Source organism: Bradyrhizobium sp. URHC0002, assembly GCF_054059515.1.
The window spans coordinates 2,584,397-2,609,997 of the sequence record NZ_JBSSCF010000001.1 but is presented as its reverse complement, the minus strand read 5'-3'; the positions used below and the strand labels follow the sequence as shown (position 1 = coordinate 2,609,997).

23 protein-coding genes and 1 pseudogene are annotated in these 25,601 nt (G+C 63.7%); 13 read left to right on the top strand and 11 right to left on the bottom strand.

From position 1 onward, the window contains the following. Nucleotides 1-87 precede the first annotated feature (87 nt). From ACVWVY_RS12520 to ACVWVY_RS12510, 3 genes and pseudogenes are all read right to left on the bottom strand, one after another. Nucleotides 88-1,215, bottom strand: coding sequence for a cupin domain-containing protein (locus ACVWVY_RS12520; RefSeq protein ID WP_456626655.1), 1,128 nt, complete (start codon nt 1,213-1,215; stop codon nt 88-90). Between the two features lie 49 nt (nt 1,216-1,264). Continuing rightward, nucleotides 1,265-1,659, bottom strand: a pseudogene (locus ACVWVY_RS12515) (RidA family protein). A 39-nt stretch (nt 1,660-1,698) separates the two neighbouring features. Next, the gene (locus tag ACVWVY_RS12510) at nt 1,699-2,871 is read right to left on the bottom strand and encodes an acyl-CoA dehydrogenase family protein (protein WP_456626654.1); all 1,173 of its coding nucleotides are present in this window, start codon (nt 2,869-2,871) and stop codon (nt 1,699-1,701) included. Nucleotides 2,872-3,150: 279 nt separating this feature from the next. On the opposite strand from ACVWVY_RS12510, the gene ACVWVY_RS12505 reads away from it, so the two are divergent. From ACVWVY_RS12505 to ACVWVY_RS12470, 8 genes are all read left to right on the top strand, one after another. After that, nucleotides 3,151-5,313 (top strand): thiamine pyrophosphate-dependent enzyme, encoded by a 2,163-nt coding sequence (locus tag ACVWVY_RS12505; protein WP_456626653.1) that lies wholly within the window; start codon nt 3,151-3,153, stop codon nt 5,311-5,313. Continuing rightward, entirely contained in the window at nt 5,310-6,854 is a 1,545-nt protein-coding gene (locus tag ACVWVY_RS12500; RefSeq protein ID WP_456626652.1) for an indolepyruvate oxidoreductase subunit beta family protein, read from the top strand. Before ACVWVY_RS12505 ends, ACVWVY_RS12500 begins: the two co-directional genes overlap by 4 nt. Before the next feature lie 2 nt (nt 6,855-6,856). After that, on the top strand, nt 6,857-7,822 hold the full coding sequence (locus tag ACVWVY_RS12495) for a PDR/VanB family oxidoreductase (protein ID WP_456626651.1): 966 nt from the start codon (nt 6,857-6,859) through the stop codon (nt 7,820-7,822). A gap of 11 nt (nt 7,823-7,833) precedes the next feature. After that, a complete protein-coding gene (locus ACVWVY_RS12490; RefSeq protein WP_456626650.1) occupies nt 7,834-9,147 on the top strand; it encodes an aromatic ring-hydroxylating dioxygenase subunit alpha in 1,314 nt (437 codons plus the stop codon). 1 nt (nt 9,148) lies between these two features. Then, on the top strand, nt 9,149-9,661 hold the full coding sequence (locus tag ACVWVY_RS12485; RefSeq protein ID WP_456626649.1) for an aromatic-ring-hydroxylating dioxygenase subunit beta: 513 nt from the start codon (nt 9,149-9,151) through the stop codon (nt 9,659-9,661). Nucleotides 9,662-9,667: 6 nt separating this feature from the next. Beyond that, a complete protein-coding gene (locus tag ACVWVY_RS12480; protein ID WP_456626648.1) occupies nt 9,668-10,402 on the top strand; it encodes an SDR family NAD(P)-dependent oxidoreductase in 735 nt (244 codons plus the stop codon). A gap of 19 nt (nt 10,403-10,421) precedes the next feature. Further along, complete coding sequence (locus ACVWVY_RS12475) at nt 10,422-10,949, top strand: MarR family winged helix-turn-helix transcriptional regulator (RefSeq protein WP_456626647.1); 528 nt, start codon at nt 10,422-10,424, stop codon at nt 10,947-10,949. Between the two features lie 380 nt (nt 10,950-11,329). Beyond that, nucleotides 11,330-12,328 carry a hypothetical protein gene (locus tag ACVWVY_RS12470; protein ID WP_456626646.1) on the top strand — a complete coding sequence of 333 codons (999 nt, stop codon included), beginning with the start codon at nt 11,330-11,332 and terminating at the stop codon, nt 12,326-12,328. Here ACVWVY_RS12470 and ACVWVY_RS12465 read toward each other — a convergent pair. After that, nucleotides 12,323-13,162: a dienelactone hydrolase family protein gene (locus ACVWVY_RS12465; protein WP_456626645.1), complete on the bottom strand. Its 840-nt coding sequence runs from the start codon at nt 13,160-13,162 to the stop codon at nt 12,323-12,325. The genes ACVWVY_RS12470 and ACVWVY_RS12465 overlap by 6 nt on opposite strands. A gap of 131 nt (nt 13,163-13,293) precedes the next feature. Between ACVWVY_RS12465 and ACVWVY_RS12460 the strand changes: the two genes are divergently transcribed. After that, on the top strand, nt 13,294-14,223 hold the full coding sequence (locus ACVWVY_RS12460; RefSeq protein WP_456626644.1) for a GlxA family transcriptional regulator: 930 nt from the start codon (nt 13,294-13,296) through the stop codon (nt 14,221-14,223). Nucleotides 14,224-14,254: 31 nt separating this feature from the next. On the opposite strand, the gene ACVWVY_RS12455 is transcribed toward ACVWVY_RS12460, so the two are convergent. From ACVWVY_RS12455 to ACVWVY_RS12430, 6 genes are all read right to left on the bottom strand, one after another. Further along, nucleotides 14,255-15,676 (bottom strand): aldehyde dehydrogenase family protein, encoded by a 1,422-nt coding sequence (locus tag ACVWVY_RS12455; RefSeq protein WP_456632184.1) that lies wholly within the window; start codon nt 15,674-15,676, stop codon nt 14,255-14,257. A 35-nt stretch (nt 15,677-15,711) separates the two neighbouring features. After that, on the bottom strand, nt 15,712-16,680 hold the full coding sequence (locus tag ACVWVY_RS12450) for a Bug family tripartite tricarboxylate transporter substrate binding protein (RefSeq protein ID WP_456626643.1): 969 nt from the start codon (nt 16,678-16,680) through the stop codon (nt 15,712-15,714). A 42-nt stretch (nt 16,681-16,722) separates the two neighbouring features. Then, nucleotides 16,723-17,799: an alpha/beta hydrolase gene (locus tag ACVWVY_RS12445; protein ID WP_456626642.1), complete on the bottom strand. Its 1,077-nt coding sequence runs from the start codon at nt 17,797-17,799 to the stop codon at nt 16,723-16,725. Nucleotides 17,800-17,860: 61 nt separating this feature from the next. Next, nucleotides 17,861-18,832: a DUF6282 family protein gene (locus ACVWVY_RS12440; RefSeq protein WP_456626641.1), complete on the bottom strand. Its 972-nt coding sequence runs from the start codon at nt 18,830-18,832 to the stop codon at nt 17,861-17,863. A gap of 28 nt (nt 18,833-18,860) precedes the next feature. Then, complete coding sequence (locus tag ACVWVY_RS12435; protein ID WP_456626640.1) at nt 18,861-19,793, bottom strand: hypothetical protein; 933 nt, start codon at nt 19,791-19,793, stop codon at nt 18,861-18,863. Further along, nucleotides 19,777-20,595 (bottom strand): HpcH/HpaI aldolase family protein, encoded by an 819-nt coding sequence (locus ACVWVY_RS12430; RefSeq protein WP_456626639.1) that lies wholly within the window; start codon nt 20,593-20,595, stop codon nt 19,777-19,779. The genes ACVWVY_RS12435 and ACVWVY_RS12430 overlap by 17 nt, the downstream gene beginning before the upstream one ends. A gap of 138 nt (nt 20,596-20,733) precedes the next feature. Here ACVWVY_RS12430 and ACVWVY_RS12425 point away from each other — a divergent pair, with 138 nt between their 5' ends. The 4 genes from ACVWVY_RS12425 to ACVWVY_RS12410 all read left to right on the top strand — a co-directional run bounded on the left by ACVWVY_RS12425 (nt 20,734) and on the right by ACVWVY_RS12410 (nt 24,614). After that, entirely contained in the window at nt 20,734-21,513 is a 780-nt protein-coding gene (locus tag ACVWVY_RS12425; RefSeq protein ID WP_456626638.1) for a DNA-binding transcriptional regulator, read from the top strand. 242 nt (nt 21,514-21,755) lie between these two features. Then, the gene (locus ACVWVY_RS12420) at nt 21,756-22,301 is read left to right on the top strand and encodes a TRAP transporter small permease (protein WP_456626637.1); all 546 of its coding nucleotides are present in this window, start codon (nt 21,756-21,758) and stop codon (nt 22,299-22,301) included. A 1-nt stretch (nt 22,302) separates the two neighbouring features. Then, nucleotides 22,303-23,610 carry a TRAP transporter large permease gene (locus ACVWVY_RS12415; protein WP_456626636.1) on the top strand — a complete coding sequence of 436 codons (1,308 nt, stop codon included), beginning with the start codon at nt 22,303-22,305 and terminating at the stop codon, nt 23,608-23,610. 11 nt (nt 23,611-23,621) lie between these two features. Continuing rightward, nucleotides 23,622-24,614 carry a TRAP transporter substrate-binding protein gene (locus ACVWVY_RS12410; protein WP_456626635.1) on the top strand — a complete coding sequence of 331 codons (993 nt, stop codon included), beginning with the start codon at nt 23,622-23,624 and terminating at the stop codon, nt 24,612-24,614. A gap of 44 nt (nt 24,615-24,658) precedes the next feature. Here ACVWVY_RS12410 and ACVWVY_RS12405 read toward each other — a convergent pair whose 3' ends face one another. Then, a complete protein-coding gene (locus ACVWVY_RS12405; protein ID WP_456626634.1) occupies nt 24,659-25,600 on the bottom strand; it encodes a CobW family GTP-binding protein in 942 nt (313 codons plus the stop codon). Between the last annotated feature and the right edge of the window lies 1 nt (nt 25,601).

Below are 25,601 nucleotides of genomic sequence, written 5' to 3'. Positions count from 1 at the left end.
GCGTTTTCAAGCGAAGTGGTTCGCGTGAAGAAAACGCGTCAAACAAGAATCTAGAGCTTTGGTTCTGATTCAATCAGGACCGAACCTCTAGGATACGAGGGGCTGCCGGCCGCCATTGTCGCCAAAGGCTTCCTCGCGGTAGAGCCCGAGCGCATGCATGACCGGCAGGTCGTTGAACGTGAAGAGGCAGGCGTCCTCGGTGGCCGACGCATTCACATGCTCATGCCAGGCCCAGGACGGGACGCAGAAGATGTCGCGCTCCTTCCAGTCGAAGCGCTTGCCGTCGATGATCGAGTGACCGCTTCCCTTGGCGACCTGATAGATGAAACTGCCGGTGTGACGATGCGCCCGGGTGCTCTCGCCCGGCCGCAGCATCTGCATCGATGCGCCGATCGTTTGCATCACCGGCCCGCCGGTTACCGGATTGACGTAGTTCATGAGAACGCCGTCATAGGGCGAACCGTCGGTGGCCTTGCCGTAACGCTGCAGCGCCTCGTAGGTCGGACCCCACTCATACTTCAGCAGCGGCGAATATCCCTTGGACCATTCGGCGCCCGCCGGACGCAGGCCGGGATTGCCCCAGGTGTGCGTCATGTCGTCGACGGGATAGCCGACGCTCTGCTGCAGATCGGGATGGACCACGTAGAAATTGGCTTCGAGCGTGTTGACCAGGGGAATGTCGAGACCGTCCTGCCAGATGCAGGGCGTACCGTCGCTGGAGACGCCGTGTTCGTGCCAGGTGCCGTTCGGCGTCAGCACGAAGTCGTTGGCGCCGAGCGTCATCTTGTGGCCGTCGACGATGGTATAGGCGCCCTCGCCTTCCATGATGAAGCGAAGGGCGGAAGCCGAATGGGCGTGGGCGGACGCGACCTCGCCCGGATGCATGACCTGCAGGCCGGAATACAGCCAGCCGACCGCGGCTGCGTGGTCGCGGCGGCCGGGATTGTTCAGATAGATGACGCGGCGGCCGGCCTTCTCGGGCGACACCAGTTCGACGGAGCGCAACACATGCGCGCGAAGGTCCTCGTAGCGCCACAGCACCGGAACGGAGGACGATTTGGGCGCCCAAGGCTCGATCTTGTTCGCGACCGTCCAGAGCGCGCCGGCTTCCAGCCGTTCGAGTTCGTCGTAATAGGCGAGCAGTTCAGGGGTATCCTCGACGTTGGCCCGTCCGGCCACGTCTTCCCGGTGGTTCTCACGAGCTTTCGTTGCCATGTCGCCCTCCTGTACCGGCGCCGTGTCCGGCGTCGCGTTGTCAGTTCATCTAGTCAGGTATCATCGCAATCGCCTGGATTTCGACCTTGGCGCGATCCTCGATCAGCCCCGATACCTGCAGCGCCGTCATGGCCGGAAAGTTCCGACCCATGACGTCGCGATAGGCCACGCCGATTCCTTCAGGCGCGCCGAGTATTCCTTGCGATCGAGCAGGAACCACGTCATCGACACGATATGCTCGGGCCCGGCGCCGCCGGCGCGCAAGACGGCTGCGACGTTTTTCAGGGTCTGGCCGGTTTGCTCCACCAGATCGTCCGTTTCGAACTTGCATTGTTCGTTCCAGCCGATCTGGCCCGCGACGAAGATCATCTTGCCGCGGGCGGCGATGCCGTTCGCATAACCGCTCGGCTTGGCCCAACCGGGCGGCTGCAAGAACTCGAACATTTCATACTCCCGTAGCAGGACGCGACCGGACGCCCGCGGCTAGGCCTTCAGGACGTCGCGTCCGATAATGAGTTTCTGGACTTCGGTCGCGCCTTCATAGATGCGCAACGCACGTATCTCGCGGTAGAGCTGCTCGACCATCTCGCCGGAGCGCACGCCGCGGCCGCCGAACATTTGCACGGCACGGTCGATCACCGTCTGTGCAGTTTCGGTCGCGACCATCTTCGCCATCGCGGCTTCGCGCGTCGTGGAAGCTTTCTGCACGTCGCGCCGCCAGGCCGCGCGGTAGGTGAGGAGAGCGCTGGCATCGACGCCTGCGGCCATGTCGCCGAGGGCCGCCTGCGTCAATTGCTGGTCGCCCAGCACGCCGCCGAACATTTTCCGGCTCCGCGCATGCGCCACGGCCTCATCCAGCGCGCGGCGGGCAAAACCAAGTGCGGCGGCTGCAACCGACGCGCGGAAGATATCGAGCGTGCGCATCGCGATCTTGAAACCTTCGCCCGGCGAGCCCAACAGGCGCCCGGCCGGAATTCGGCACCCCTCGAACCGCAACGTCGCCAGCGGATGCGGCGCCATCACGTCGATGCGGTCGGCGATCGAAAATCCAGGATCGTCCGGAAGCACCACAAAGGCCGAAATGCCGCGCGCGCCCGGCGCCTCGCCGGTGCGCGCAAACAGCGTATAGACGTCGGCGATGCCGCCGTTGGAAATCCAGGTCTTCTCGCCATCCAGGATATAATGGTCGCCTTCGCGCCGGGCGCTGCAGGCCATGGCGGCAACGTCGGAACCGGCTTCCTTCTCCGACAGGGCGAAGGCCGCGACCCAGTCGCCGCGCCGCGCCTTCGGCAGGACCAGCGCGCGCAATTCCGGCGAACCGGCAATCGCCACCGCTCCGGTTCCGAGTCCCTGCATTGCAAACGCGAAATCGGCAAGCCCGCTGTGCCAGGCCAGCGTCTCGCGGGCGAGACAAATCAGCCGGGAATCGATCACCGCATCGGGCTGGTTGCCCGCGACCGACGCCTCCAGCAATCCCGCGGCGCCAAGCCGGCGAACCAGCGAACGGCAGGTCTCATCGACGTCACCGCCGTGCGTATCGCCAAGACCGGCGGCAAATGCATCGAGCGCCGCCGCGTATTCGCTGTGGCGGGCATCGAAGAACGGCCACGCGAGATGTTCGCGAGACGGCCCGCGTAGTTGCGAAACCGGGGTCATGTCAGTCTCCCGCAAAGGGGCGCCTTGGCGTACGTCACCAGGCGCGACGCGCCCCAATAATGTTTCATGGCTAAAATATCCTGTCAAGCAAGCCGATCCGGCGCCAGGGCCGGCCGGCTGGGCATGAAGCCCACGAAATAGGCTGAAAAATTGCACATAGACGTTCGCGAGGTGGTTTTGCCATGCGCAAACCCGCAAGTCCGATTGACATCATTTTTGTTTGATGTCTAAAATTATATTCGGTCGTCCGGAGTTCCCCGCAAGGCCGAGGAGGCGAGCATGGCAGAACGCTCTTTCGCGCGCGAGGTGGAAGACCTGAAGCTGGGAGCCGGCCAGGAATTTCGGGGCGAAGGTATCCTCGCGATCACCAAGGCCTTGCTCGAATGCGGCGTCAGCTATGTCGCCGGCTACCAGGGCGCGCCGATCTCGCATCTGATGGACGTGCTGTCGGACGCGCAGGACATTCTTTCCGATCTCGGCGTCCATTTCGAATCCAGCGCCAGCGAGGCGACGGCGGCGGCGACGCTTGCCGCCTCCGTGATGTATCCGATCCGTGGCGCGGTCACCTTCAAGGCGCCTGTCGGCATCAACGTCGCGTCGGATGCGCTCGCCAACCTGTCCTCGGGCGGGGTGACCGGCGGTGCGCTCATCATCATCGGCGAAGATTACGGCGAAGGCTCCTCCATCATGCAGGAGCGTTCGCACGCGTTTGCGATGAAGTCGCAGCTCTGGCTGGTCGATCCGCGGCCCAACGTGGCGTCCATCGTCAAGGCCGTGCACGATTCCTTCGAACTATCCGAGGCATCGAATACGCCCGTCATGCTGGAGGTGCGGATACGCGCCTGTCATGTGCACGGTCGCTTCGCCACCCGCGACAATGTCCGCCCCAGTTTTCCGCTGGCCCGCGCGCTCGATGCGCCGTCGCGCGATACCAACCGGATCGTGCTGCCGCCGGCCTCGTTCCTCCATGAAAAGGAAAAGATCGAGCAGCGCTGGCCGGCGGCGGTCGAATTCATCCACGCCCGCGGCATGAACGAGACGTTCGACGGCGATATCGACGATATCGGCATCATCATGCAGGGCGGCATGTATAACAGCGTCATCACCGCGTTGCGCGAGGCTGGCCTTGCCGACATCTGGGGCGAGACGCGGGTGCCGCTCTATGTGATGAACGTGACCTACCCGATCGTTGACCGCGAGGTGATCGAGTTCTGCCGGTCCAAGAAGGCGGTGCTGATGGTCGAGGAAGGCCAGCCCGAGTTCATCGAGCAGGCGCTGCACAAGATCCTGCGCAACGCCGACATTCCGGCCAAGCTGCACGGCAAGGACCTGTTGCCGATGGCCGGCGAATATACCGCGCAGGTGATGGGCGCGGCGATCGGCGCCTTCATCCGCCGCTGGCGCGCGGATGCGCTGCCGGATGCCGCACGCGCGCCGAATATCGACCGCGTCGAGGTCGATGACAGGATCCGCGCATTGGCCGACGTGGTGCCGCCGCGGCCGCCGGGTTTTTGCACCGGCTGTCCGGAGCGGCCGATCTTTTCCGCGATGAAGCTGGTCGAGAAAGAGCTCGGCCCGCATCATATCGCCGCCGATATCGGCTGTCATCTGTTCTCGATCCTGCCGCCGTTCAATATCGGCGCCACCACCATGGGCTACGGGCTGGGTCCGGCGTCCGCCTCCGCCTTCAACGTTCCGGCGAGCAAGCGCTCGATCTCGATCATGGGCGACGGCGGCTTCTGGCATAACGGGCTGACCAGCGGCGTCGGCAACGCCGTCTTCAACCAGCACGACAGCGTGATTGTCGTGGTCGACAATTATTATTCCGCCGCAACCGGCGGCCAGGACATCCCCTCCTCGCGCGCCGACAACCGTTCGCGCTCGACCAAGCATCCGATCGTCGAAGCGGTGAAGGGCGTCGGCGCCAAATGGGTGCGCCAGATCGACCGCACCTACGACGTCTCGCACATGCGCGACACCCTGCGCGAGGCGCTGACGACGGAGGAAAAGGGGCCGAAGATCATCGTCGCCTCGTCGGAATGCATGCTGAACAAGCAGCGGCGCGTGAAGCCGCTGGTGGCGGCCGCCGCCAAGCGCGGCGAGCGCGTCGTGCGCGAGCGCTTCGGTGTCGATGAAGACGTCTGCTCCGGCGATCACGCCTGCATCCGCCTGTCCGGCTGCCCATCGCTATCGGTGAAACCGACGACCGACCCGTTGAAGGACAATCCGGTCGCGGCGGTTGACAACACTTGCGTCGGCTGCGGCCATTGCGGCGAGGTCGCGGACGCCGCCGTGCTGTGTCCCTCGTTCTATCGCGCCGACATCGTTTCCAATCCGAGCGCCTTCGAAGCTCGCCTCGACCGCATCTGGCGGCGTGTGATCGGCGCCTTGCAGCGCTGGCGGGCGGGACGGCGGATCATGTTCGAACAGGAGGCGGCATGAACGTCTCTATAGCCCCCTCTTCCGTCGCGCTCAGTCAGGCCCGACCCATTACCGTCGCTGTGCTCGCGATGGGCGGCCAGGGCGGCGGTGTGCTGGTCGACTGGATCGTGGCGCTGGCTGAACAACGCAGCTGGTTTGCGCAATCGACCTCGGTGCCGGGCGTCGCCCAGCGCACCGGCGCCACGATCTATTACATCGAGATGATCGCGCCCGACTTGAGCAAGCCCGAGCGTTACCCCGTGCTGTCGCTGATGCCGGCGCCGGGCAAGGTCGACATCGTGATCGGCGCCGAATTGATGGAAGCCGGCCGCGCCATCCTGCGCGGGCTGGTCTCGCCCGACCGTACGCTTTTGATCGGCTCCTCGCACCGCTCCCTGGCCGTGATCGAGAAAACCGCGCCCGGCGATGGCACTGCCGACGCCTCGCAGGTTTACGAGGCAGCGAATGTCGCGGCCAACCGCTTCATCGCGTTCGACATGGCCGAGATCGCAGACGCCACCGGCAGCGTGGTTTCCTCGGTGCTGTTCGGCGCGCTCGCGGGCTCCGGCGCATTGCCGTTTACGACAGAGGATTTCGAAGCCACGATCCGCTCCGCGGGCGTCGGCGTCGATGCCAGCCTGCGCGCCTTCACGGCCGGCCGCGAGCGGGCCGTCGCCGAACTCAAGCAGGATCCAAAGATCAAGCCAGCGGCAAAGCCGCCACTCGCAAAACGCTTTCCCCGCCTCGAGCCGATTGGCCATGCCGGTTATGACGCGCTGGTCGCGCGGGCGCGGCAATTGCCGGCTGAACTGCACGGCATCGTCGCGGCCGGCCTGCAGCGCGTGGTCGATTATCAGGACGTCGCCTATGGCGGCGAGTATCTCGACCGGCTGGAAGCGATGCCGCGCGACGCGACCGGCCTGATGCAGGCTTTTGCCAAATATCTCGCCATCGCGATGGCCTATGACGACGTGATCCGCGTAGCAGATCTCAAGACCCGCGCCGGACGATTCGACCGGGTGCGCCGCGAGGCGCGGGCCGGCGATGACCAGATCCTCGGGATCACCGAATTCTTCCATCCAAGGATCGAGGAAATGGCGGGACTGCTGCCACCGAGCCTCGGCGAGAGGATCGAGCGCAGCGAGCGGATCGCCCGGCTCATCGATCGCGGAAGAAAGCTGCGCACCACTGCGCCGTCGGCTTTCCTCATGCTGTACTTCGTGGCGGGCCTGCGGCGATTCCGCCGTCGCACGCTGCGGCACGCCCGCGAGATGCGCCATCTCGACGCATGGTCGCAACGCGTCCGGAAATTCGCTGCGAGCGATGCAGTGCTCGCCACCGCCGTATGCGAGGCCCGTCGTCTCGTCGCCGGCTATTCCGACACGCATTCCCGCGGTGAATCGAAATTCGACAAGGTCATGCAGGCGTCCGAGCGCCTGGCCGGCCGGCCCGATGCCGCCGAATGGGTGCAGCGGCTGACCAAGGTCGCGCTGAAGGACGCCGATGGCACCGAGCTCGATGGCGCGTTGCGCACCGTCGAGACACTGTTCGAGGACGCCTGAGGATGGATCAATTCGAAGTCGTGGTGTCGAAAGCCGAGGCGCTCACGCCGCGCATTCGCGAATTCGTGCTTGCGCGCGCCAATGGTGCCCCGATGCCGGGCTGGGCCGCGGGCGCCCATATCGACGTCCATCTGCCCGACGTCGGCCGGCGCTCCTATTCGCTGATCGAGACGGCGTCACCGCGCGCGGCCGCTGAGCATCCGACCGCCTATCGGATCGCCGTGCTGCAGGAGAGCAAGAGCCGCGGCGGCTCCACTTTCATGCACGGCCTCAAGCCCGGCGATCGCCTGACGATCTCGCAGCCCGCAAATAATTTTCCGCTCGGCGCAGGCGCCAGCGAAGTCGCACTGGTTGCGGGCGGTATCGGCGTGACGCCGCTGCTCGCGATGGCCTGCGAATTGAGTGCGGCGAAGCGGCCGTTCTCGTTCTATTACGCCGGACGCAGCCGAAGCGAGCTTGCCTTCCTCGGCGAGATCGAGCGGCTGGCCAACACAAGCGCGACGATCCACGCCGACGATGAAGCCGGCCGGTTTTTCGACCTCGAAGGCCTGATGAACCGGCTCGCGCCCGACGTGCCGCTTTACCTCTGCGGGCCGCTGCCGATGATCGAGGCCGCGATCGCGCTGGCCAAGCAGATGAACTGGCCGCAGGGGCGGCTGCATTTCGAAATCTTCAGCGCGCCCGAAGAGAAATCCGGCGACGCCGGTTTCGAGGTCGAACTCAAGAGCAACGGCCGCGTCTACGAGATTCCGGCCGGCAAGACCATCCTCGACGTGCTGCTCGAGGCCGGCGAAGACCCGATGCATGACTGCAAGCGCGGCGATTGCGGCATCTGCCAGACCACTGTCATCGAGGGCATTCCCGATCATCGCGACTACATCCTGAGCGAAAGCGAGAAGGCGTCGAACAAGGTGATGCAGATCTGCATTTCGCGTGCGAAAACCAAAAGACTTGTGCTCGACCTGTGAAGGAGGAACGCATGACCCGATATGCCGGCAACGCCGAGGCGCTTCGCGCGCTGGTCCGCGAGCAGGAAGTTCACCGTGACGTCTATGTCAGCGAAGAGGTGTTCCAGCTCGAGATGGAACATATGTTCCCGAACAGCTGGGTCTATGTCGGTCACGACAGCCAGGTCCCCAATCCCGGCGACTACTTTGGCACCACGATCGGCACGCAGCCGGTACTGCTCGTGCGCCATACCGATGGCAAGGTGCACGTGTTGCACAATCGCTGCCCCCATAAAGGTACGCGCATCACATCCGAGACCTGCGGCAACACCGGAAAGTTCTTCCGCTGCCCGTACCACGCCTGGAGCTTCAAGACCGACGGCTCGCTGCTCGCGATCCCCTTGAAGAAGGGCTACGAGAACACCGGCTTCGAACAGAGTCGCGCCGCGACCGGCATGGCGCCGGTGCGCCATGTCCGCAACTACCGCGGCTTCGTATTCGCCAAGATCAACGACGTCGGCCTCGACTTCGAGGAGTTCTTCGGCGAAAGCCTGTCGAGCTTCGACAACATGGTCGACCGTTCGCCGGTCGGCCAGCTCAAGGTCGCCGGCGGCGTGCTGCGCTACATGCACAATTGCAATTGGAAGATGCTGGTGGAGAACCAGACCGACACCTGCCATCCGATGGTGGCGCACGAGTCCTCCGCTGGTACTGCGGTCGAAGTCTGGAAGAAAGCGCCTCCCGGCACCAAGAAGCCGATGGCGGTCGAGATCATCGCGCCCTTCATGAGCCCGTACGAGTTCTTCGAAAACATGGGCATTCGGATCTGGGACAACGGCCACGGCCACACCGGCGTGCACCACTCGATCCACTCTGATTATTCGGCGGTGCCCGGCTATTTCGACAAGATGACGGCGGCGTATGGCGAGGCCCGCGCCAAGGCGATCCTGGACGAAAACCGGCACAACACGGTCTATTTCCCCAACATCATGATCAAGGGCCCGATCCAGCTGTTGCGGCAGTTCAAGCCGATTGCGGCCAACAAGACGCTGGTGGAATCCTGGACGTTCCAGCTCGTCGACGCACCCGACATGCTGCTCGAGCGCACGCTGATGTACAACCGGCTCATCAATGCGCCGACCTCCATCGTCGGCCATGACGATCTCGAAATGTACGAGCGCGCGCAGGAAGGCCTGCACTCGAACGGCAACGAGTGGGTAAACCTGCAGCGCCTCTACAGCCCCGACGAAGCCGAACAGACCAACGTGGCGATCAACGGGACCAGCGAGTGGCCGATGCGCCATCAGTTCCGGGCCTGGACCAAGTTCATGACGATGGGGATGTGACATGAGCATGGTCACCGAAGCTCCCCTCAAGAATGCGGTCCCCACCGACCAGGAATTGATCGACTTCGTCGTTCGCGAGGCGCGGCTGATCGACCAGCAGCGTTTCGACGAATGGCTCGACATGTACGCCGACGACGCCTTCTACTGGATGCCGCTGGAATGGAATCAAACCGATCCGCGGCTGACCTGCTCGCTGATGTACGAGGACAAGCTGTTGCTCTCGATCCGGGTCGAACGGCTCAAGGGCGCGCGAACCTTCAGCCAGAAGCCGAAGAGCCGCTGCCATCACGTGTTGCAGACGCCGCAGATCGATTCGCGCGACGCCGCTGCGAATAGCTACGTCACCTGGACCCCGATACATTATGTCGAGACCCGCCTCGATGAGCAGGCGCTCTATGCGGCCTGGGTTACGCATCATCTCAGCGTCGAGAACGGCAAGCTCAAGATCAAGCTGAAGCGTGTCGACCTGATCAATTGCGATGCTGCCTTCGGCAACATCCAACTCTTCATGTGAGGTAAAATGCCCGCGCTTCCCTACACGGCGATCGTCAGCGGCGGCAATACCGGCATTGGTGCTGCGATCGCCCGCGGCTTCCTGGCCGACGGCTACGACGTGATCTCGCTGTCACGGCGCAAACCCGACTGGAGCCATCCAAGATTCATATCGCACGAAGTCGACCTGCTCGATGCGGCGGCGACGCGGCAGGTGGCGTCGGAAATCGCGGCGAACGTGCCGATCACCCATGTCGTGCATAATGCCGGCGCGATCCGCGCAAAGCTGCTGGAAGAGGTTGCTGACGAGGATGTCGGCGCCTTGGCGCAACTGCATTTCGGGGCGGGGATTGCGCTGGCGCAGGCGGCGCTGCCGAGCATGAAGCTGGCCAGCTTCGGCCGCATTGTGCTCCTGTCTTCTCGCGCCGCGCTGGGAGCCGCCACACGCACGGTGTATTCGGCAACCAAGGCCGGCATCATCGGCATGGCGCGGACCTGGGCGCTGGAGCTTGCTCCATACGGCATCACCGTCAACGTCGTGGCCCCCGGCCCGATCGCGGACACCGAGATGTTCGAAAGCGTGATGTCGCCGGACTCCGAGCGCGCGAAGAAACTGGCGCAGGCGATCCCGCTCGGCCGCCTCGGCAAGTCCGAAGACGTCGCGCGTGCCGTCAGTTTCTTCAGTTCGCCGGATGCCGACTTCATCACCGGGCAGACGCTGTATGTCTGCGGCGGAGCCAGCATCGGATCCATTTCCATTTAGCCTCGGTGAGACGCCAGCCATGGATGCCACAGTCAAACGAAAGGCCCGATCCCCGAAGGGTGCGCGCGGGCAAGCGTTGCGGCCGGTCGAGCCGGCGCACGAATCCGACGGCGCCCATCTGGAATTGCGCATCTGGCTGCGGCTGCTCTCCTGCGCCACCCGGATCGAGAAGGCGCTGAACGCCCGGCTGCGCAAGGAGTTCAACACCACGCTGGCCCGCTTCGACCTCTTGGCGCAGCTCACGCGCAAGCCTGAAGGCGCGACCATGTCCGAGGTTTCCGAACTCCTGATGGTTTCAAACGGCGCGATCACCGCGCTGGTGCAAAAGCTGGAAGCCGATGGCTTTATCCATCGCGAAGTCGATTCCGAGGATCGCCGCACCTTCCGTTTGAGCCTGTCGCAGGAAGGCGCCAAGGAATTCGGCCGGATGGCGCGCCGGCATGAGGAATGGGTGATTGCGCTAATCGGCGAACTGTCACATGTCGCGCAGTCGGACCTGCTGCAACATTTGACGCTGCTCAAGCGCCGCCTCGACAAGCACTCCTGACGTTGCAATCGCGTTAACGATGGCGCTGAAGCAGCATGCAGTCTCGGGTTGCATATTGGCAGAAACCGGGCTATTGGGGCGCACCGCAACTGCATTACTGGAGGCGACCATGTTGACGACTGCGCGCTTCCCGGGTTCGACGCGCGATATTTAGTGCGCGCTCCGGGATACGATCCCGGACGAAATCAAAACCTTCAACGGAATCGAATCTGCCGCGGGCCTCCTGGTCCGCGCTTGCGGAACTATTGTCATGACCTCGAATCTAGTGCTGGCCCCTCGCCGGGGGGCCGGGCGTTCCGACCTGCTGGAACGTCGGCTTCGGCGATATCATCCCCGCTTCCAGGGAACGGTGCGCGTCGTGGCGATGCGGCACTCGCGCCTTGCAGACCTCGCGGCGCTTTCCCGCGCTGCTCTTCGCGCTCGCCGTCCCACGGCCCGGGCTCGATCCTGCGCCCGCACTCGCGCGCGTGATCGACGGTGTCGCCCTCGCAGAAGCGGCGGCGGCGGCCGACCTGCCGCTGTGGCTGCGAAAGCTGTCTCCCGAAGCGTTCGCGCGTCCGATTGCGCGACTACCCGACGGCGAACGATTTCGTCGACAGATCGCGAACCACCTGCCGCGCTCTCCCAAGCTTGCGCCGACCTGGCTACAAACCGTGGCTGATGTTGCCGAGCTCACGCATGAGCCGGCAGCGCTGTGGATCGCGCGCGAGCTTGTCCGCGAGCCTCGGCGCGTGAATCCTGCTCGATTGCGGCTCATCAGTCTCTGGACATGGTTTTCCGGTCAGCCAGCAGCATTCGGGCACGAGTTGATCGGCCGCCCGTGGACGCCGGAAATACGCATTGGCCAGGCCCTTGAGGCCGCGGACGACTGGCGAACAATGATCGCGTTGCATGTGAACCTTGGCCATCAGCCAATCGCCGACATGGGGCTCCAGCCCGCGCAGGTGGCTGGGTACGATTTCCTGCCTTTGACCTCGATCGCCGCCATCGCCGAAGAGGCGGAAGCTATGAAGAATTGCCTCAAGACCTATGGCTACAACTTGGCACACAATCGCTCGCGGGTCTGGAGCGTGCGGCGGAACGGCGAACGAGTGGCTACGCTGAACGTTGCCTGCCGCTATCGTGATCCGCTGCCGAACATCGTCGAACTCAAAGCCGCTGGAAACGCAGACGTCACGCGCGAGCTGTGGTGGGCGGCGCGCCAGTGGCTGCACTTGCATGAGTTGTCGCAGATCGACCTGAAGCGGCGCAAATGGGGCACGGCACCGCTCGACCGCGCCACGTGGCTATCTCTTTGGCGGCCATATTGGCTCGCCAAGCGCCGCATCCCTGATTGGCTGCCGATCGCGCCGTCGCGCGATGCGCTTGAAGCGTTATGAGCTACGTCCACTTCCCGAAGGCGCCAGCCTGTGCCTGAAGAACGCCAAAATCTCGTCGCGTGCTGCGATCGTCGGCTGGCCGGCCTCGTCGATCAGGTGTGCGGTGACGACGCTGTGCGGGGTCGTGACGTGACGCTCGAAGAACGGCGCAAGATCGGTATTCGCCGCGCTGTCCGGAAGCACGCGTCCGATGAAACGATCGCCGAGCGCGCCCCTATACGCCGCGAAGCGTTGCGCCATGCAGAACTTGTCGCCCGCGAAACGATAGGCCAACACCGTCAGATCTTCCCGCTCGAGCCGCTCGCGGACGGCCTTGACTTCGTCGGGCGCGATCTCAATGCCTGCCGGATTGTTCAGCGGCAGCGACGGCTGCGAGAGCACCGGCGCCAGCATCGACGGCTCGAGCATCATGGTCAGCGCAAAATTTCCCGTAAAGCACATCCCGATCGCGCCGACGCCGGGACCGCCGCATTCGCCATGCGCAAATCGCGCCAGCGAGCGGAGCCATTTTGTCACGGGACTGGATTCGTCTGAGGCCAAAGCGCGAAACTCGGCGCTCACGCAGGCGCGCTGAAAGATCGCGGCGCCCTCCTCCGCGCCTGGAACGGCGCCGTCACGGCCGAACAGCGACGGCATGTAGACGGTGAAGCCGGCGTCGCGGGCCCAGCGGGCAAACCGCGCGACATGCGGACTGATGCCCGGCATCTCCGTCATCACGATAACGGCCGGCCCTGCGCCCGCCACGTAGACGACCTTGCCGACGCCATCGAGGGTGATCTCGCGACGCGCAAAATCCTCGAGCGGATCGTCCTGTTTCATGGACCGTTTCGGCATCGGCGCAATCCCTTGCTGGTCGACGGATACTCACAAGCCGCGGCGCGGGGGCCGACGTTTCGGGGATATCGTTGCGATTTCGCGGCCCGCGCGCTAGTGTCAAAATTGACATTAATAGTGGATTTTTTGACATGACCAAAGTCGCGGTTATCGAGATCGACGGATGCATGGCCTCAAGTGCGGCCATCACCCACGATGTATTGGCAACCGCCAACCGCATCAGGGCTGCGAAGCGCGTTCCGCCGTTCAAGGTTACGACGGTGCGTTGCGGATCCCGCCGAAGCGATGTCGATCTGCGCGGAATCGAACTCGTCATCGTCCCCGGCCTTGGAACGGCGTCGGCGGACGAACTGGGCACGAAGTTAGCGAGCCCGATGTGCCGGCGCGCGGTCGACATGCTGACGCGGGCGCACGCAACCGGGGCCATGCTCGCCGCGTCCTGCGCGAGCACCTTTCTGCTGGCGGAGGCGGGCCTGCTCGACGACCGGCGGGCGACCACGACGTGGTGGCTCGCGCCGCTATTCCGGCAGCGCTATCCCGCGGTCGAACTGCTGACGGAGCAGATGGTCGTCGCCGATTGGCCGATCGCAACCGGTGGCGCGGCCATGGCACAGATGGACCTGATGCTTGCGGTCGTCGGCCGGTTCGCGGGGCCGCACCTGGTGAAGGCCTGCGCCAACTATCTCCTGCTCGATGAACGGCGCTCCCAGGCGCCATTCATGGCGATCACCTATCTGGCGAGCCAGGACGCGAGGATTGCCAAGGCCGAAAAATGGGTGCGCGACAACATCGCACGCGACTTTGCGATCGAGGAGCTGGCCGAAGCCGTCGCGCTGGCGCCCCGGACATTTGCCCGGCGCGTCTCGGCGACCTGCGGCGTTTCACCGATTCAGTTTGTGCGACGGATCAGGCTGGAGACCGCGCGATTCCTGCTTGAGACCACGCGCCTGTCGGTCGAGCAAATCGCGCAGAGGATCGGATACGCGGAGCCTTCCACACTGCGCCGGCTGATCCGCCGCGATACGAAGCATCCGCCGGGACATTTCCGTCCCGCCGCCTGAGCATCTCCCCTCGCCCGCGATACCGCCAGCCTCAGTGACCCAGTATGGCCTTCACCTCGAGATATTCTTCAAATCCAAAAACCCCGAACTCGCGCCCATTGCCGGACTGCTTGTAGCCACCAAAGGGCAGGCTGCGGTCGAAAGGCGCACCGTTGAGATAGACGCGCCCTGCGCGGATGCGGTTGGCGACAGCGCGAGCGCGTTCAGTATCCCTGGACTGCACGAAGCCTGCCAATCCGAACGGCGTGTCGTTGGTGATTTCGATCGCCTCGTCCTCGGTGCCGTAACTCATGATCGACAGCACGGGTCCAAAAATCTCCTCGCGTGCAATCTTCATTTGCGGCGTCACATCCCCGAAGACGGTCGGGCGAACATAGTAGCCACGGTTGAGTTCGGCCGGCCGTCCCGTTCCGCCGGCCACCAGCGTCGCCCCCTCGTCAATGCCGGACTGGATCAGATCCTGCACCTTCTCAAACTGCGCCTGGCTCACCAGCGGCCCCATGGTGGATGCCGGATCGAGCGGGTCGCCTAGGCGAATAGTCTCCACAGCCTCACGCGCTGCCGCGAATGCCGCATCCCGATGCGCGCGAGGGACAAGCATGCGCGTGGGAGACTGACAGTTCTGGCCGCCGTTCGTATAGCAGGCGTGAACACCCTGGATCACGGTGGTTTTCAGGTCTGCATCTGCAAGGATGATGTTGGCGGATTTTCCGCCCAGTTCCTGCGCGACGCGCTTGACGGTATCTGCCGCGAGCTTGGCTACCCTTACGCCGGCCATCGTCGATCCGGTGAAAGACACCATGTCGATCTCGGGATGGGCGGCGATCGCCTCGCCCACTGTGGGCCCGTCGCCGTTGACGAGATTGAAGACGCCGGCCGGGAGACCGGCGTCGTCGACGATCTCCGCAAACAACATCGCGCTGAGCGGCGCGATCTCGCTGGGTTTCAGGACGACGGTGCAGCCGGTGGCGAGCGCCGGCGCGACCTTGGAGGCAACCTGGTTCAGCGGCCAGTTCCACGGCGTGATCAGTCCGCAGACGCCGATCGGTTCGCGGCGGATGATCCCGCTGCCCATCCGCTCCTCGAACTTGTAATTCGCAAGCACCCGCGCGGCTTCCTCGAAATGAAACAGCGCGACGGTTGCCTGACGCTGGGTCGCAAACGTGATCGGCGCGCCCATTTCGAGAGTCATCATCCGCGCCAATTCCGGCAGGCGCGCCCTGAAACCATCGATGATCTTCTGAAGCCAGGACAAGCGTTGTTCGACGCTGGTTACGGAATAGGTTGCGAAGGCGCAGCGCGCTGCCCTGGCGGCCCGATCCACATCAAGCCTCGAGCCCAGGCTGATCTGCGCAAAAATCTCCTCCGTCGCGGGGTTGACTATTCCGAGCGTTGACGGCGTGGCGGGATCCACCCAGGCGCCGTCGATGTAGAATTTCAATTTTTCCATAATTCCTTATCCATGACGTCCGCACCCCGGTGTGGTTGTCACATCGTGATCTTTGCGGCCTCGATCACAGGGCGCCATTTGGTGCGTTCGCCGTCGATGAACGCCTTGAGGTCATGAGGAGAGCCGCCGACGCCTTGCAGCGAATTTTGCTCGAGGATGGTCTTGCCCCTGTCGCTCCTGAGGAAGGCGTTCACCGCGTTGTTCACCTTGCTCACGATGTCCTGAGGTGTACCGGTAGGAGCTACGATCGCGTACCACGCGGTCGCTTCGAAGCCCTTGAATCCCGCTTCCTGCACCGTCGGCACATCGGGCAGTTGCCCGACGCGCTGGCTCGTCGTCACCGCCAGCGCGCGGATCTTGCGGTCGGACACCAGCTGAAGATAGGTCGGCATGAAATCCATGGCGACGTTGACTTGTCTCCCCAGCAGGTCCGTGATCAGTGGCGCTGAGCCGCGATAAGGCACATGTGTCATTTCCACGCCGGCAAACTGCTGGATCAGCGCAGAGGTGATGTGTCCGAGCGTGCCGTTGCCGGGATGGCCGACATTGACCTTGCCCGGGTTCTGCCTGGCATAGGCTATCAACTCGGGCAGCGTTTTCGCCGGAAAGTCTGGTGTCGCCGTAATGATCAGCGGAGACTTGGCGACGAGTATGACCGGCGTGAAATCCCGCTCGGAATCGTAGGCCAGGCCCTTGTACATGAACTTGTTGAGCGCGATCGGCGCTGGCGTTCCAAACAGCCACGTATGGCCGTCGGCAGCCGCTTTGGCGACCGCCGTGCCGCCGAGATTGCCGCCCGCGCCCGCACGGTTTTCGACAATGAACTGCTTGCCAAAATCTTCGCTCAGCGCGTGCGCAACGGCGCGCGCCAGCGTGTCGACGGCGGCGCCGGCCGGGAACGGCACCACTATGGTGACCGGGCGGTTCGGCCATTCCTGCGCGACGGCGCGGTGACATGGCGCAAGGGCAAGTGCGAGGCCGAGCAGGCCGAGAGACAGCACGCGCATGTTTCCTCCGAATGGTGTACGGGTCCGCGTTGGCGCCAAGGCTTATTCTGCAGCAAACGTGTCCAGGCCCTTGCGGCCCAACCATTTGGATAATTCGTCCGCAACGGCTTCGTTGTTGAGATCGGCAAAAGCGATGTGCGTGTTGCCACGAAGACCCGCATCAGGAAGCAGCAAGACCTCGCAATCTCCACCGTGACGGTTGACGATACCGCAGAAGGTCTTCGCCACTTCAACAGAGGTTTTCCAGATCGGGCGGGAGTCGGTGTAGTCGCCGAATACCATCTGGATCGGAAACTTCGTCAGCTTTTTGAACTCGGCCAGCGGCACGGAATTGGGACCGTATGGCGCATCCGGCTTGGGTTCAGGCCCCTCGCCCTCCGGGAAGACGAAGCCCGGGGTTTCGTAGGCAACGATGCCCTTCATGTTGTCGCTCTTTGCCTTCAGGGCCGACAACAGCGCGCGCCAGCCGCCCGCGGAATTGGTGACGGCAATAACGGGGCCGATCTTGTCGATCGCCTGCCCGCCGGCCTCCGCCTGCAGCAACGCATTCTCGAGCGTATCGAACTCGTCGTAACGGGCGCGCGTCGCCTGGTTCCAGGCTTCCTTGTCGGCGGTCGGGAACTGCAGGCCCGGATGCCAGTTGAGATAGGTCAGGCCGAAACGCCAGGCGGCAAAGTTGCGTTGATCGAAATAATCCGGCGTGTAGGTGATCGGCTCGCAACTCCAGTTCGCGCGACCGACACGCGGGCCGTCCCAGAGGTAAACCGGATATCCCCTGCGCAGGAAAATGCTCTTGTAGCCTTCGCCACCGTCCCAGCGGTTTTCCCACACCTTGGTGCTCGAGCTGTGCCACATGATCAGGCCGACGCTGCGTCTTTTCGCGGGGATGAAGTATTCGACGTAACCATGGTCGCAGGAGAGCGTCTGGCTGGGGTCGCCGGGCTTGGCGATGACCTTGCCGCCCACTTCATACGCGCCCGTCGATTCCAGGATAATCGGCGGCTTCGGGGGTTTACGCCCCTCTTGAGCGAACGCCGTACTGCCAAGTCCGGCAAACAACAATGCCGCGGCAAGCGGCAACTGCTTCCAGCCTTTCAATTGGCTGCTACCGCGATTCATGATCAACCTCCTTCCCGAATAATGCGCGGCCGCTTTTCGCGGTCTTTGCGCTCGTCTTAGCTCAAGCGGCGTCCTGCGCCGCCGACTGGCTCACCGGGAGATTCAGGAACCGTGCGGCGTTGTCGCTGATCAGCTTCCTGATCGAAGCGCGCGGCATCTGCAGATCGAGCAGGATTTGCGTGACGCTGCGGAAACCATCGACCGGACGCTGCGAGCCCTGCAGCCCGAGGTCGGACGACAGGATCGTGTTGTCGACGCCAGCCACCTCGATCAGATGCGCGAGATCCTCCGGGCTGTACTTCAAGGATTTGCCTTCGATGAACATGCAGATCGAATGTTCCATCTTGACGCCGCGCGCGACCAGCTGGCGGATGTCGGTGTCGGTGCAGCCGACGATGTAGGTCGGATGGTTGACCATCATCTTCTTGACGCCGCGCCGCGCCGCCTCGTCGAACAGGATATGCAGTTCGCTGGCCGGCAGATGACCGCCGGCGAGGATAATGTCCGCCTCCGCAATGAGATCGATGACCTTCCTGGTGTCGTCCGTGAGCTTGCCGTTGGCATCGAGCGCGGAAAGCGGGATCGGATCGAGCATTCTCTGCGAGGTCTTTGGAAAGGTCGAGTTTCCCTTCGCCATCGCTTCGATATGGTTCGCGGCTGACAACGTCGGCATCCAGACGATCCTGGCGCCGAGCTTGACGGCATGGTCGACAGCGTGGGGGTTGATGCCACCCGACGCATTATTCAGCACAATGCCCGAGAACAGTTTTACATTGGTTTCGGGGAACAGTTTCTCCAGCAGGATCGCATGCGCCATGCCGGCATAGAAGTGATCCTTGTAGAGCACGGCGCGGAATTTCGCCTCCGCCGCATCGAGCAGCTCCTCGTGATGATCGAGGATGCGCGGCATGGCCGCCGGACCGCTATGGCAGTGCAGATCGATCGCGCCGACCAGCAGTTCGGCGACTTCGGCCGCCCGCGACAGCGGCGGCAGCGGCACGGTGGTCGGGTAGGATGCTTGCTTGTCGGCCATGGTCGGGGCCCTTTCGGTTGAAGGCGTATCAGGCGGCGGATTTGCCGGCGGCGCTTTGCGCCGGCATCGGATAATCGTCTTCGTTCAGCACCCAGCCCGGCTTGGCCGAAAAATCCATGCGCGGCGGGCAGAAGATGTCGACGAGAACGTTGAGCTTGGGATCCATGGCCTGCGAGGTGTGAATGGAGGGCGGCGGAATCACGGCGATCGAAGGCGAACCGCAGCTTTCGTGGTCGTCGTTGCGCCACTGGGCCATGTCGGTCGTCCATGGCCAGCGCAGGTGATGAATGAAGGTGCCGGCCAGCGCCAGTGAGCATTGTTCGAAGTCGTCATGGTGGTGCGGCGACATCTTGCTCGGATCGCGCGGACCGTTTTTCGGCTCGAGGAAATTCACCATGAAGGTCGAGCAGCGGAAGATCCGCCCGAACCGGCCGGGCGTTGCCGCGACGTCGAGACTGTAGGTGCGGATCTTCGCACCCGCGGCCGCCTCCGGCCACGGCTCGAACGGCGGCAGATTGGGATGCGGCGTCGCGTAGGACGGCGCATTTGAGCACCGACTTGCGAGATCTTCCGATCGCGTCGTCATCATGCGCACCACCTTGGCGGCGCCAAGCAGCGTGACGGAGCTTGCGCCCGCCGGTACGAAGCTGATGGAGTGACCGCTGACAACCTTGCGCTCGTTGCCCCACACGATCTCGGCGCCCGCCCCGGGATCGGGAAGCAGCACGACATATTCGTCGGGCTGGTCGGCCCGGCTCAGTACGGCACCCTTGTCGGCGTCGCTATAGGCGATGATGAAGTTCTGGCCGCGGGCATACCAGGTGCGCGCACCGTTCTGATTCTCAGTCGGCGGCGTTTCGTAGAATTTCGCATACTCGGCGCCCGCGAAATGGGTGGCGGCGGGTTTGGTGCCGACCGGAGTGGCGGCGAGCGCGGCGCGGGGATCAGAGCTGTGATACATGTGAGCCATCCGTGGTTTGCACGAGGGTTTTGAAATCGGTGAGGGTTTGCGCCGCGGCGCGGCGCATCTGGCCCTGATCCGACGAGATGATGAAGGCGCTGGCGCCGAGGCCGGCGAAATCCTTGGCTTCCGCCGCGCTCGCCACCATCACGCAGACCGGCTTGGCGACTTTCTTCGCCGCCGCAATGATCCTGATAACCGCATCCTTCACGGACGCGTCCGCCGACGATTTGGCGCCGAGGGCGACGGTGAGATCGCCGCGACCGATGAAGAGCCCGTGGATTCCGTCGACCGCGGCGATGGCGTCGATCTGATCCAGCGCTTCGGGATCCTCTATCATCGCGATCGCGCAGACCGACGCATCCTGTTCATCGACAAGGGTCCACATCGGCGTGCCGCCATAGCTGCCGGCGCGGGCCGAACCGGAATAGCCGCGCCGTCCACCGCGATATCGCGCGGCCGCCGCAATCGCCCGCGCCTTCTCGACGGTTGCGACATGGGGCACCAGCACACCGGTAGCGCCGCAGTCGAGGCAAGACAGCATCTTGGCCGGATCGTCCGACGACACCCGCACGATGCCGGCGAGGTTGCTGGCGCGCGCGGCCAGCAGCATGACATCGGTCATCGCGCGATCGATCGGCGCGTGTTCCTCGTCGATCACGACGAAATCATAACCGAGCGCGCCGAATATCTCGGTCGCGTGCGTGGTCGGCGTCTTGATGAACGAACCGACGACGGTCTGCCGCGCTACGAGCCGGCGGCGGAACGACGAAAAATGCGGCCTGACGACGTCTCCGGACACGGCTGTTCCTCCCCGGCCATCTGCACAGGCTGCCTTCAGAAGGCAGACTCCGGCGTGGCGCTTGGTGAAAACCATTGCAGGGAGGGCGCCGGTCGGCCATAGCTATTCCTCCGCGTTCCACCTGGTGGAATTTCATGCATGCCGCTCAAATCCGACACCGTTGAATCCGCGTCTCGCACGCTCCTGCTGCTGGAGGAACTCAACCGCCACCGCGTCACCTCGATCGATCGCCTGCACAAGGCGACGGGGCTGCCGAAATCGACGGTGGTGCGATTGATGAAGTCGCTATGCGCGATGGGCTATGCCGCCAACGACCGGCGGCAGGGCGGCTACGCGGTTGCCTCGCGAGTCAAATCGCTGAGCAACGGCTTTCACGGCGATCCGCTGGTGGTGGAGGCCGCGCGTCCGTGGGCGATCGCCTTCACGCGGCAATATCACTGGCCGATCGCCATCGCCGTCCTCGACGGGAGTTCTGTCGTGGTCCGCTTCAGCACCATTCCGGACAGCCCGGTCTCGCCATTTCACGGCACCCTCAACATGCACCTCAGCCTGCTCGGGCGGGCACTGGGGCGCGCTTATCTGGCGTTCTGCCCCATGAGCGAACGCTCGATGCTGCTAGATATGCTGGCGCGATCGCAAGTGGCGGAAGACAAACTCGCCACCGAGCGAAAGCGGGCGTTGTCCTTGCTGGCGACGATCCGCAAGCAAGGTTTTGCCGAACGCGACCCGATGGTCGAGCCGCGCTCGTCCGGCACGATCGCGCTTCCCATCATCGTCAACCAGCGCGTGCTCGCCACCGTCGGAATGACCTATTTCACCTCGGCGCTCGACCGCGCGGACGTCGTCCAGCGCTACGTGCCGCTTGTAAAAGCGCTGGCCGACAATATCGCCGCAAGCGTCTCATCATTGCAGCAATAGAGGCTATGGCCCGGCATCGTTTGACCCCGTCTTTGGTATAGCGTCTTGCGGGATACAGGCTGTGAACGGCCTCTTGACGGTCCGGAGCAATTCCGAAACCCTGCCTCCTTCTGGGGACTGATTTCGGTAGTCCACTTTTGCCCACGGCAAGGATCGATAGAATCTTTCCGGAGGCGGACGGCTATCGGAAGTGGCACCACTATTGCTTGCGCAGCAATAGGTGTGCGAGGGGAAGGTACAGTATGATCCGCGTGTTTCTTGATCGAATCTACCTTTTCTCCGGCTATCTCGCCGGGCTTTTCCTGATTGCGATTTTTGTGCTGATGATGCTGCTGTCGGCTGGCCGGCCGCTCGGCATCAATATTCCGGCGGGCGATGATTTCATTTCCTGGTGCATGGCGGCAACCGCCTTCCTCGGGCTCGCGCACACGTTCAGACATGGCGAGATGATCCGCGTCGGCCTTTTGATCGACCGCCTCAACGACAACTTACGCCATTATGTCGAGATCGCAGCCCTCCTCGTCGGCGTTGGCTTCATCGGCTTTTTCGCCTGGCATGCCGCGGTCATGACGTGGCAGTCGTGGAAGTTTTCCGACATCTCGCAAGGCGTGATCGCGGTGCCGCTGTGGATTCCGCAGCTTGGCTACAGCGGCGGCCTCGTGATTCTGTTCATCGCGTTCGTGGATGAGCTGGTTCATGTCGCGCGCGGCTTCGCCCCGCGCTACGAATTGCCGAAGCCGCAGAGCGCCGAGGAAATCGTCGAACGCGCCATGCAGAGCGGGGTCTGACATGGAGCTTCTGTCCATTGCAGCGATCCTGCTCGGATTCCTGGCGCTGCTGCTCGGTGCCGGCGTCTGGATCGGCGTCGCCCTGATGGCGACGGGATGGGCCGGCATGCAATTCGCCGGCGGCGGCATTCCAGCGGGCAGCGTGCTGGCGACAACGGTGTGGGGCAACAGCGCGTCGTGGTCGCTGGCGGCCTTGCCGCTCTTCATCTGGATGGGCGAAATCCTGTTCCGCACGCGCCTGTCGGAGGAAATGTTTCGTGGCTTTGCGCCCTGGCTGAACTGGCTGCCGGGCCGGCTCATGCACGTCAACGTGCTCGCCTGCGGCGTGTTCGGTTCGGTCTCGGGATCGTCAGCCGCGACCTGCGCAACGGTTGCCAAGATCGCGCTACCGGAATTGAAGAAGCGCGGTTATGACGAGAACTTAAGTCTGGGCTCGCTGGCTGGCGCCGGTACGCTCGGCATTCTCATCCCGCCGTCGATCACCATGGTGGTCTACGCCGTGCAGGCGAACGTCTCCATCATTCAGGTTTTCCTCGCCGGATTTTTGCCGGGCCTGTTGGTGATGGCGCTCTATTCCGGCTACATCGCGATCTGGTCGCTGGCCAATCCGACGCGCACGCCGCCGGCCGAACCGCCGATGAGCCTTCGCAAACGCATTTCAGAGTCGCTCAATCTCATTCCTTGCCTGCTGCTGATCGTTTTCGTCTTCCTGTCGCTCTTGATGGGCTGGGCGACGGCGACGGAATGCGCAGCCTGGGGCGTGCTGGGCTCGCTCGCGATCGCGTGGTGGCAAGGCGCGCTAAGCTGGGAATCCTTCTGGGCGAGCGTCATGGGCGCTACCAGAGTGAATTGCATGATCCTCTTGATCCTGGCGGGCGCCTCCTACATGGGGACGTCGATGGCCTATACCGGCATCCCGCTGGCGCTCGCGACCTGGGTGAACAGCCTGCAGCTCAGTCCCTATGCGCTGATCGCGGCGCTGACCGTCATGTACATCGTGCTCGGCACCGCACTCGACGGCATCTCCATGATCGTGCTGACCACCGCCATCGTGATTCCGATGGTGAAACAGGCCGGCTTCGATCTGGTCTGGTTCGGCATTTTCCTGGTGCTGGTGGTGGAAATGGCGGAAGTCTCGCCGCCCGTCGGCTTCAATCTGTTCGTCCTGCAGACCATGAGCGGCAAGGATTCCAACACGGTCGCCAAGGCGGCCCTGCCGTTCTTCTTTTTGCTCGTTCTGGCGGTTGCCATCATCACGGTCTTTCCTGCTATCGTGATGGTGCTGCCGCAGATGGCGTTTCCTGGCTAGAGAAAGGTATTGTGATGTTCAGGCTTATCAAGACGTGCGCTTTTGCTGCCTGCGTCGCGGCGCTCGCCGCTCCCGCACTTGTCGTTCCAGCGGCGGCGCAGACCAAATGGAATCTCCCGGCGGCCTATCCGGCGGACAATCCGCATTCGGTGAACCTGATCGCGTTCGCGAAAGACGTCGGCGACGCCACCGGCGGCAAGCTGCAGATCACCGTGCATGCCGCCGCGTCGCTGTTCAAGGCGCCGGAAATCAAGCGCGCGGTCGCCACCGGACAGGCGCAGGCGGGCGAAGTTCTGATCTCGCTGCATGAGAACGAAGATCCGATGTTCGGCATCGATGTTGTCCCGTTCGTGGCGACAAGCTATCCGGCGGCCAAGAAGCTGTGGCTCGCGTCGAAACCCGCCGTCGAGAAGAAGCTCGCATCGCAAGGCCTGATGCTCCTGTTCGCGGTGCCGTGGGGTCCGCAGGGCATTTATGCCAAGAAAGACATCAACACCCTTGACGACATGAAAGGCTTGAAGTGGCGCGCCTACAATGTCGGTACCTCGCGCATCGCCGAGCTTGTCGGCGCGCAGCCGGTCACCATCCAGGCGGCGGAACTGCCGCAGGCGCTGGCGACCGGCGTTGTGAACGCGTTCATGACCTCGGGCTCGACCGGCTACGACAGCAAGGCCTGGGAAAGCATGACGCACTTCTACGATACGCAGGCCTGGATTCCGAAGAACGTCACCTTCGTGAACAAGGCGGCGTTTGATGCGCTCGACAAGCCGACCCAGGAAGCGATCCTCAAGGCGGCGGCGGTCGCCGAAGAACGCGGCTGGAAGCTCGCGGAAGAAAAGGCGAAGTGGTATCTCGAACAGCTTCAGGCCAACAAGATGAAGGTGCTGCCGCCGCCACCCGCGCTGAAGACGGGCCTTGAGAAAGTCGGCGAGCAGTTGACGGCCGATTGGCTCAAGAAGGCCGGCCCCGACGGTGAAGCCGTGATCGCCGCTTACAAGAAGTAAGATGGCGTTATCTCCACTAGCGTCCGACGCTCGGTTGGCGGACGCTAGTGCTCACATCGCCCGGCTTCGACACACGAAGCCATGATGCCGTCGATCTCGGCGCGCGAGAGAACCCCGATCTCGGCAATGAAGACGATCCGTGTCCGCGGTACCCCGGCCGCCAGTGCCCCGCCCGGTGCCAGAGTCGCGCGCCCGCCGGCGAGCTGAAACACCGTCAGCCGCCCGGGCTGCTCCATTGTCTCGAACAATCCCTTCGCCCGCGCGAGCTTCGGCGCCAGCCGGCCGATCGCCTGCTGCAGCCGGGGCAGCGACACCGGCCGTTCCGATGTCCAGCTCAGCGTCTCGAACCGGTCAGCCGCCGGCCGTCGCGGCCCGACCTCGCGCGACGCCGGCACGCGGTCCACGTCCGCGGGGAACAGCAGCGCTGCCGGGACTTCGCCATGCAGGGCATCGACCACCACCGCACCCGGACGCAGCGCGCGGACGACATCGCACAGCGCTGCGCGACCTGCCGCGTCCACCAGGTCCACCTTGCTCAGCGCCACCACGTCGGCTGAACACAGCTGAGACCGCAGCAACGCGTCGTTCAACATCTCCGCATTTGTCGTCGCGTCCACCACGCACAGCACCGTTTCCAGCGGCGCCTCCTGCCAGATCAGGGGATCCATCAGGTTGCGCACGATATCGGAGGGGTCGGCGACCCCGCTGGTTTCGATCACGATGAATTCCGGCCGCGGATCACGCCGCAGCAGGGCGGCGAGCGTGCGCAACAGATCGCCTTCCAGCGAGCAGCAGATGCAGCCATTGCTCAGGCTGACCACCCCATCGCTGGCGCCCGCGATCAGCTCCGCATCGATGTTGATCGCGCCGAAATCGTTGATCACGGCGGCGATCCGCCGCCCCTCCGCATGCGCCAGCAAATGATTCACGACCGTGGTCTTGCCCGCCCCGAGGAAGCCGGTCACCAGCAGGATCGGGACCGGCACG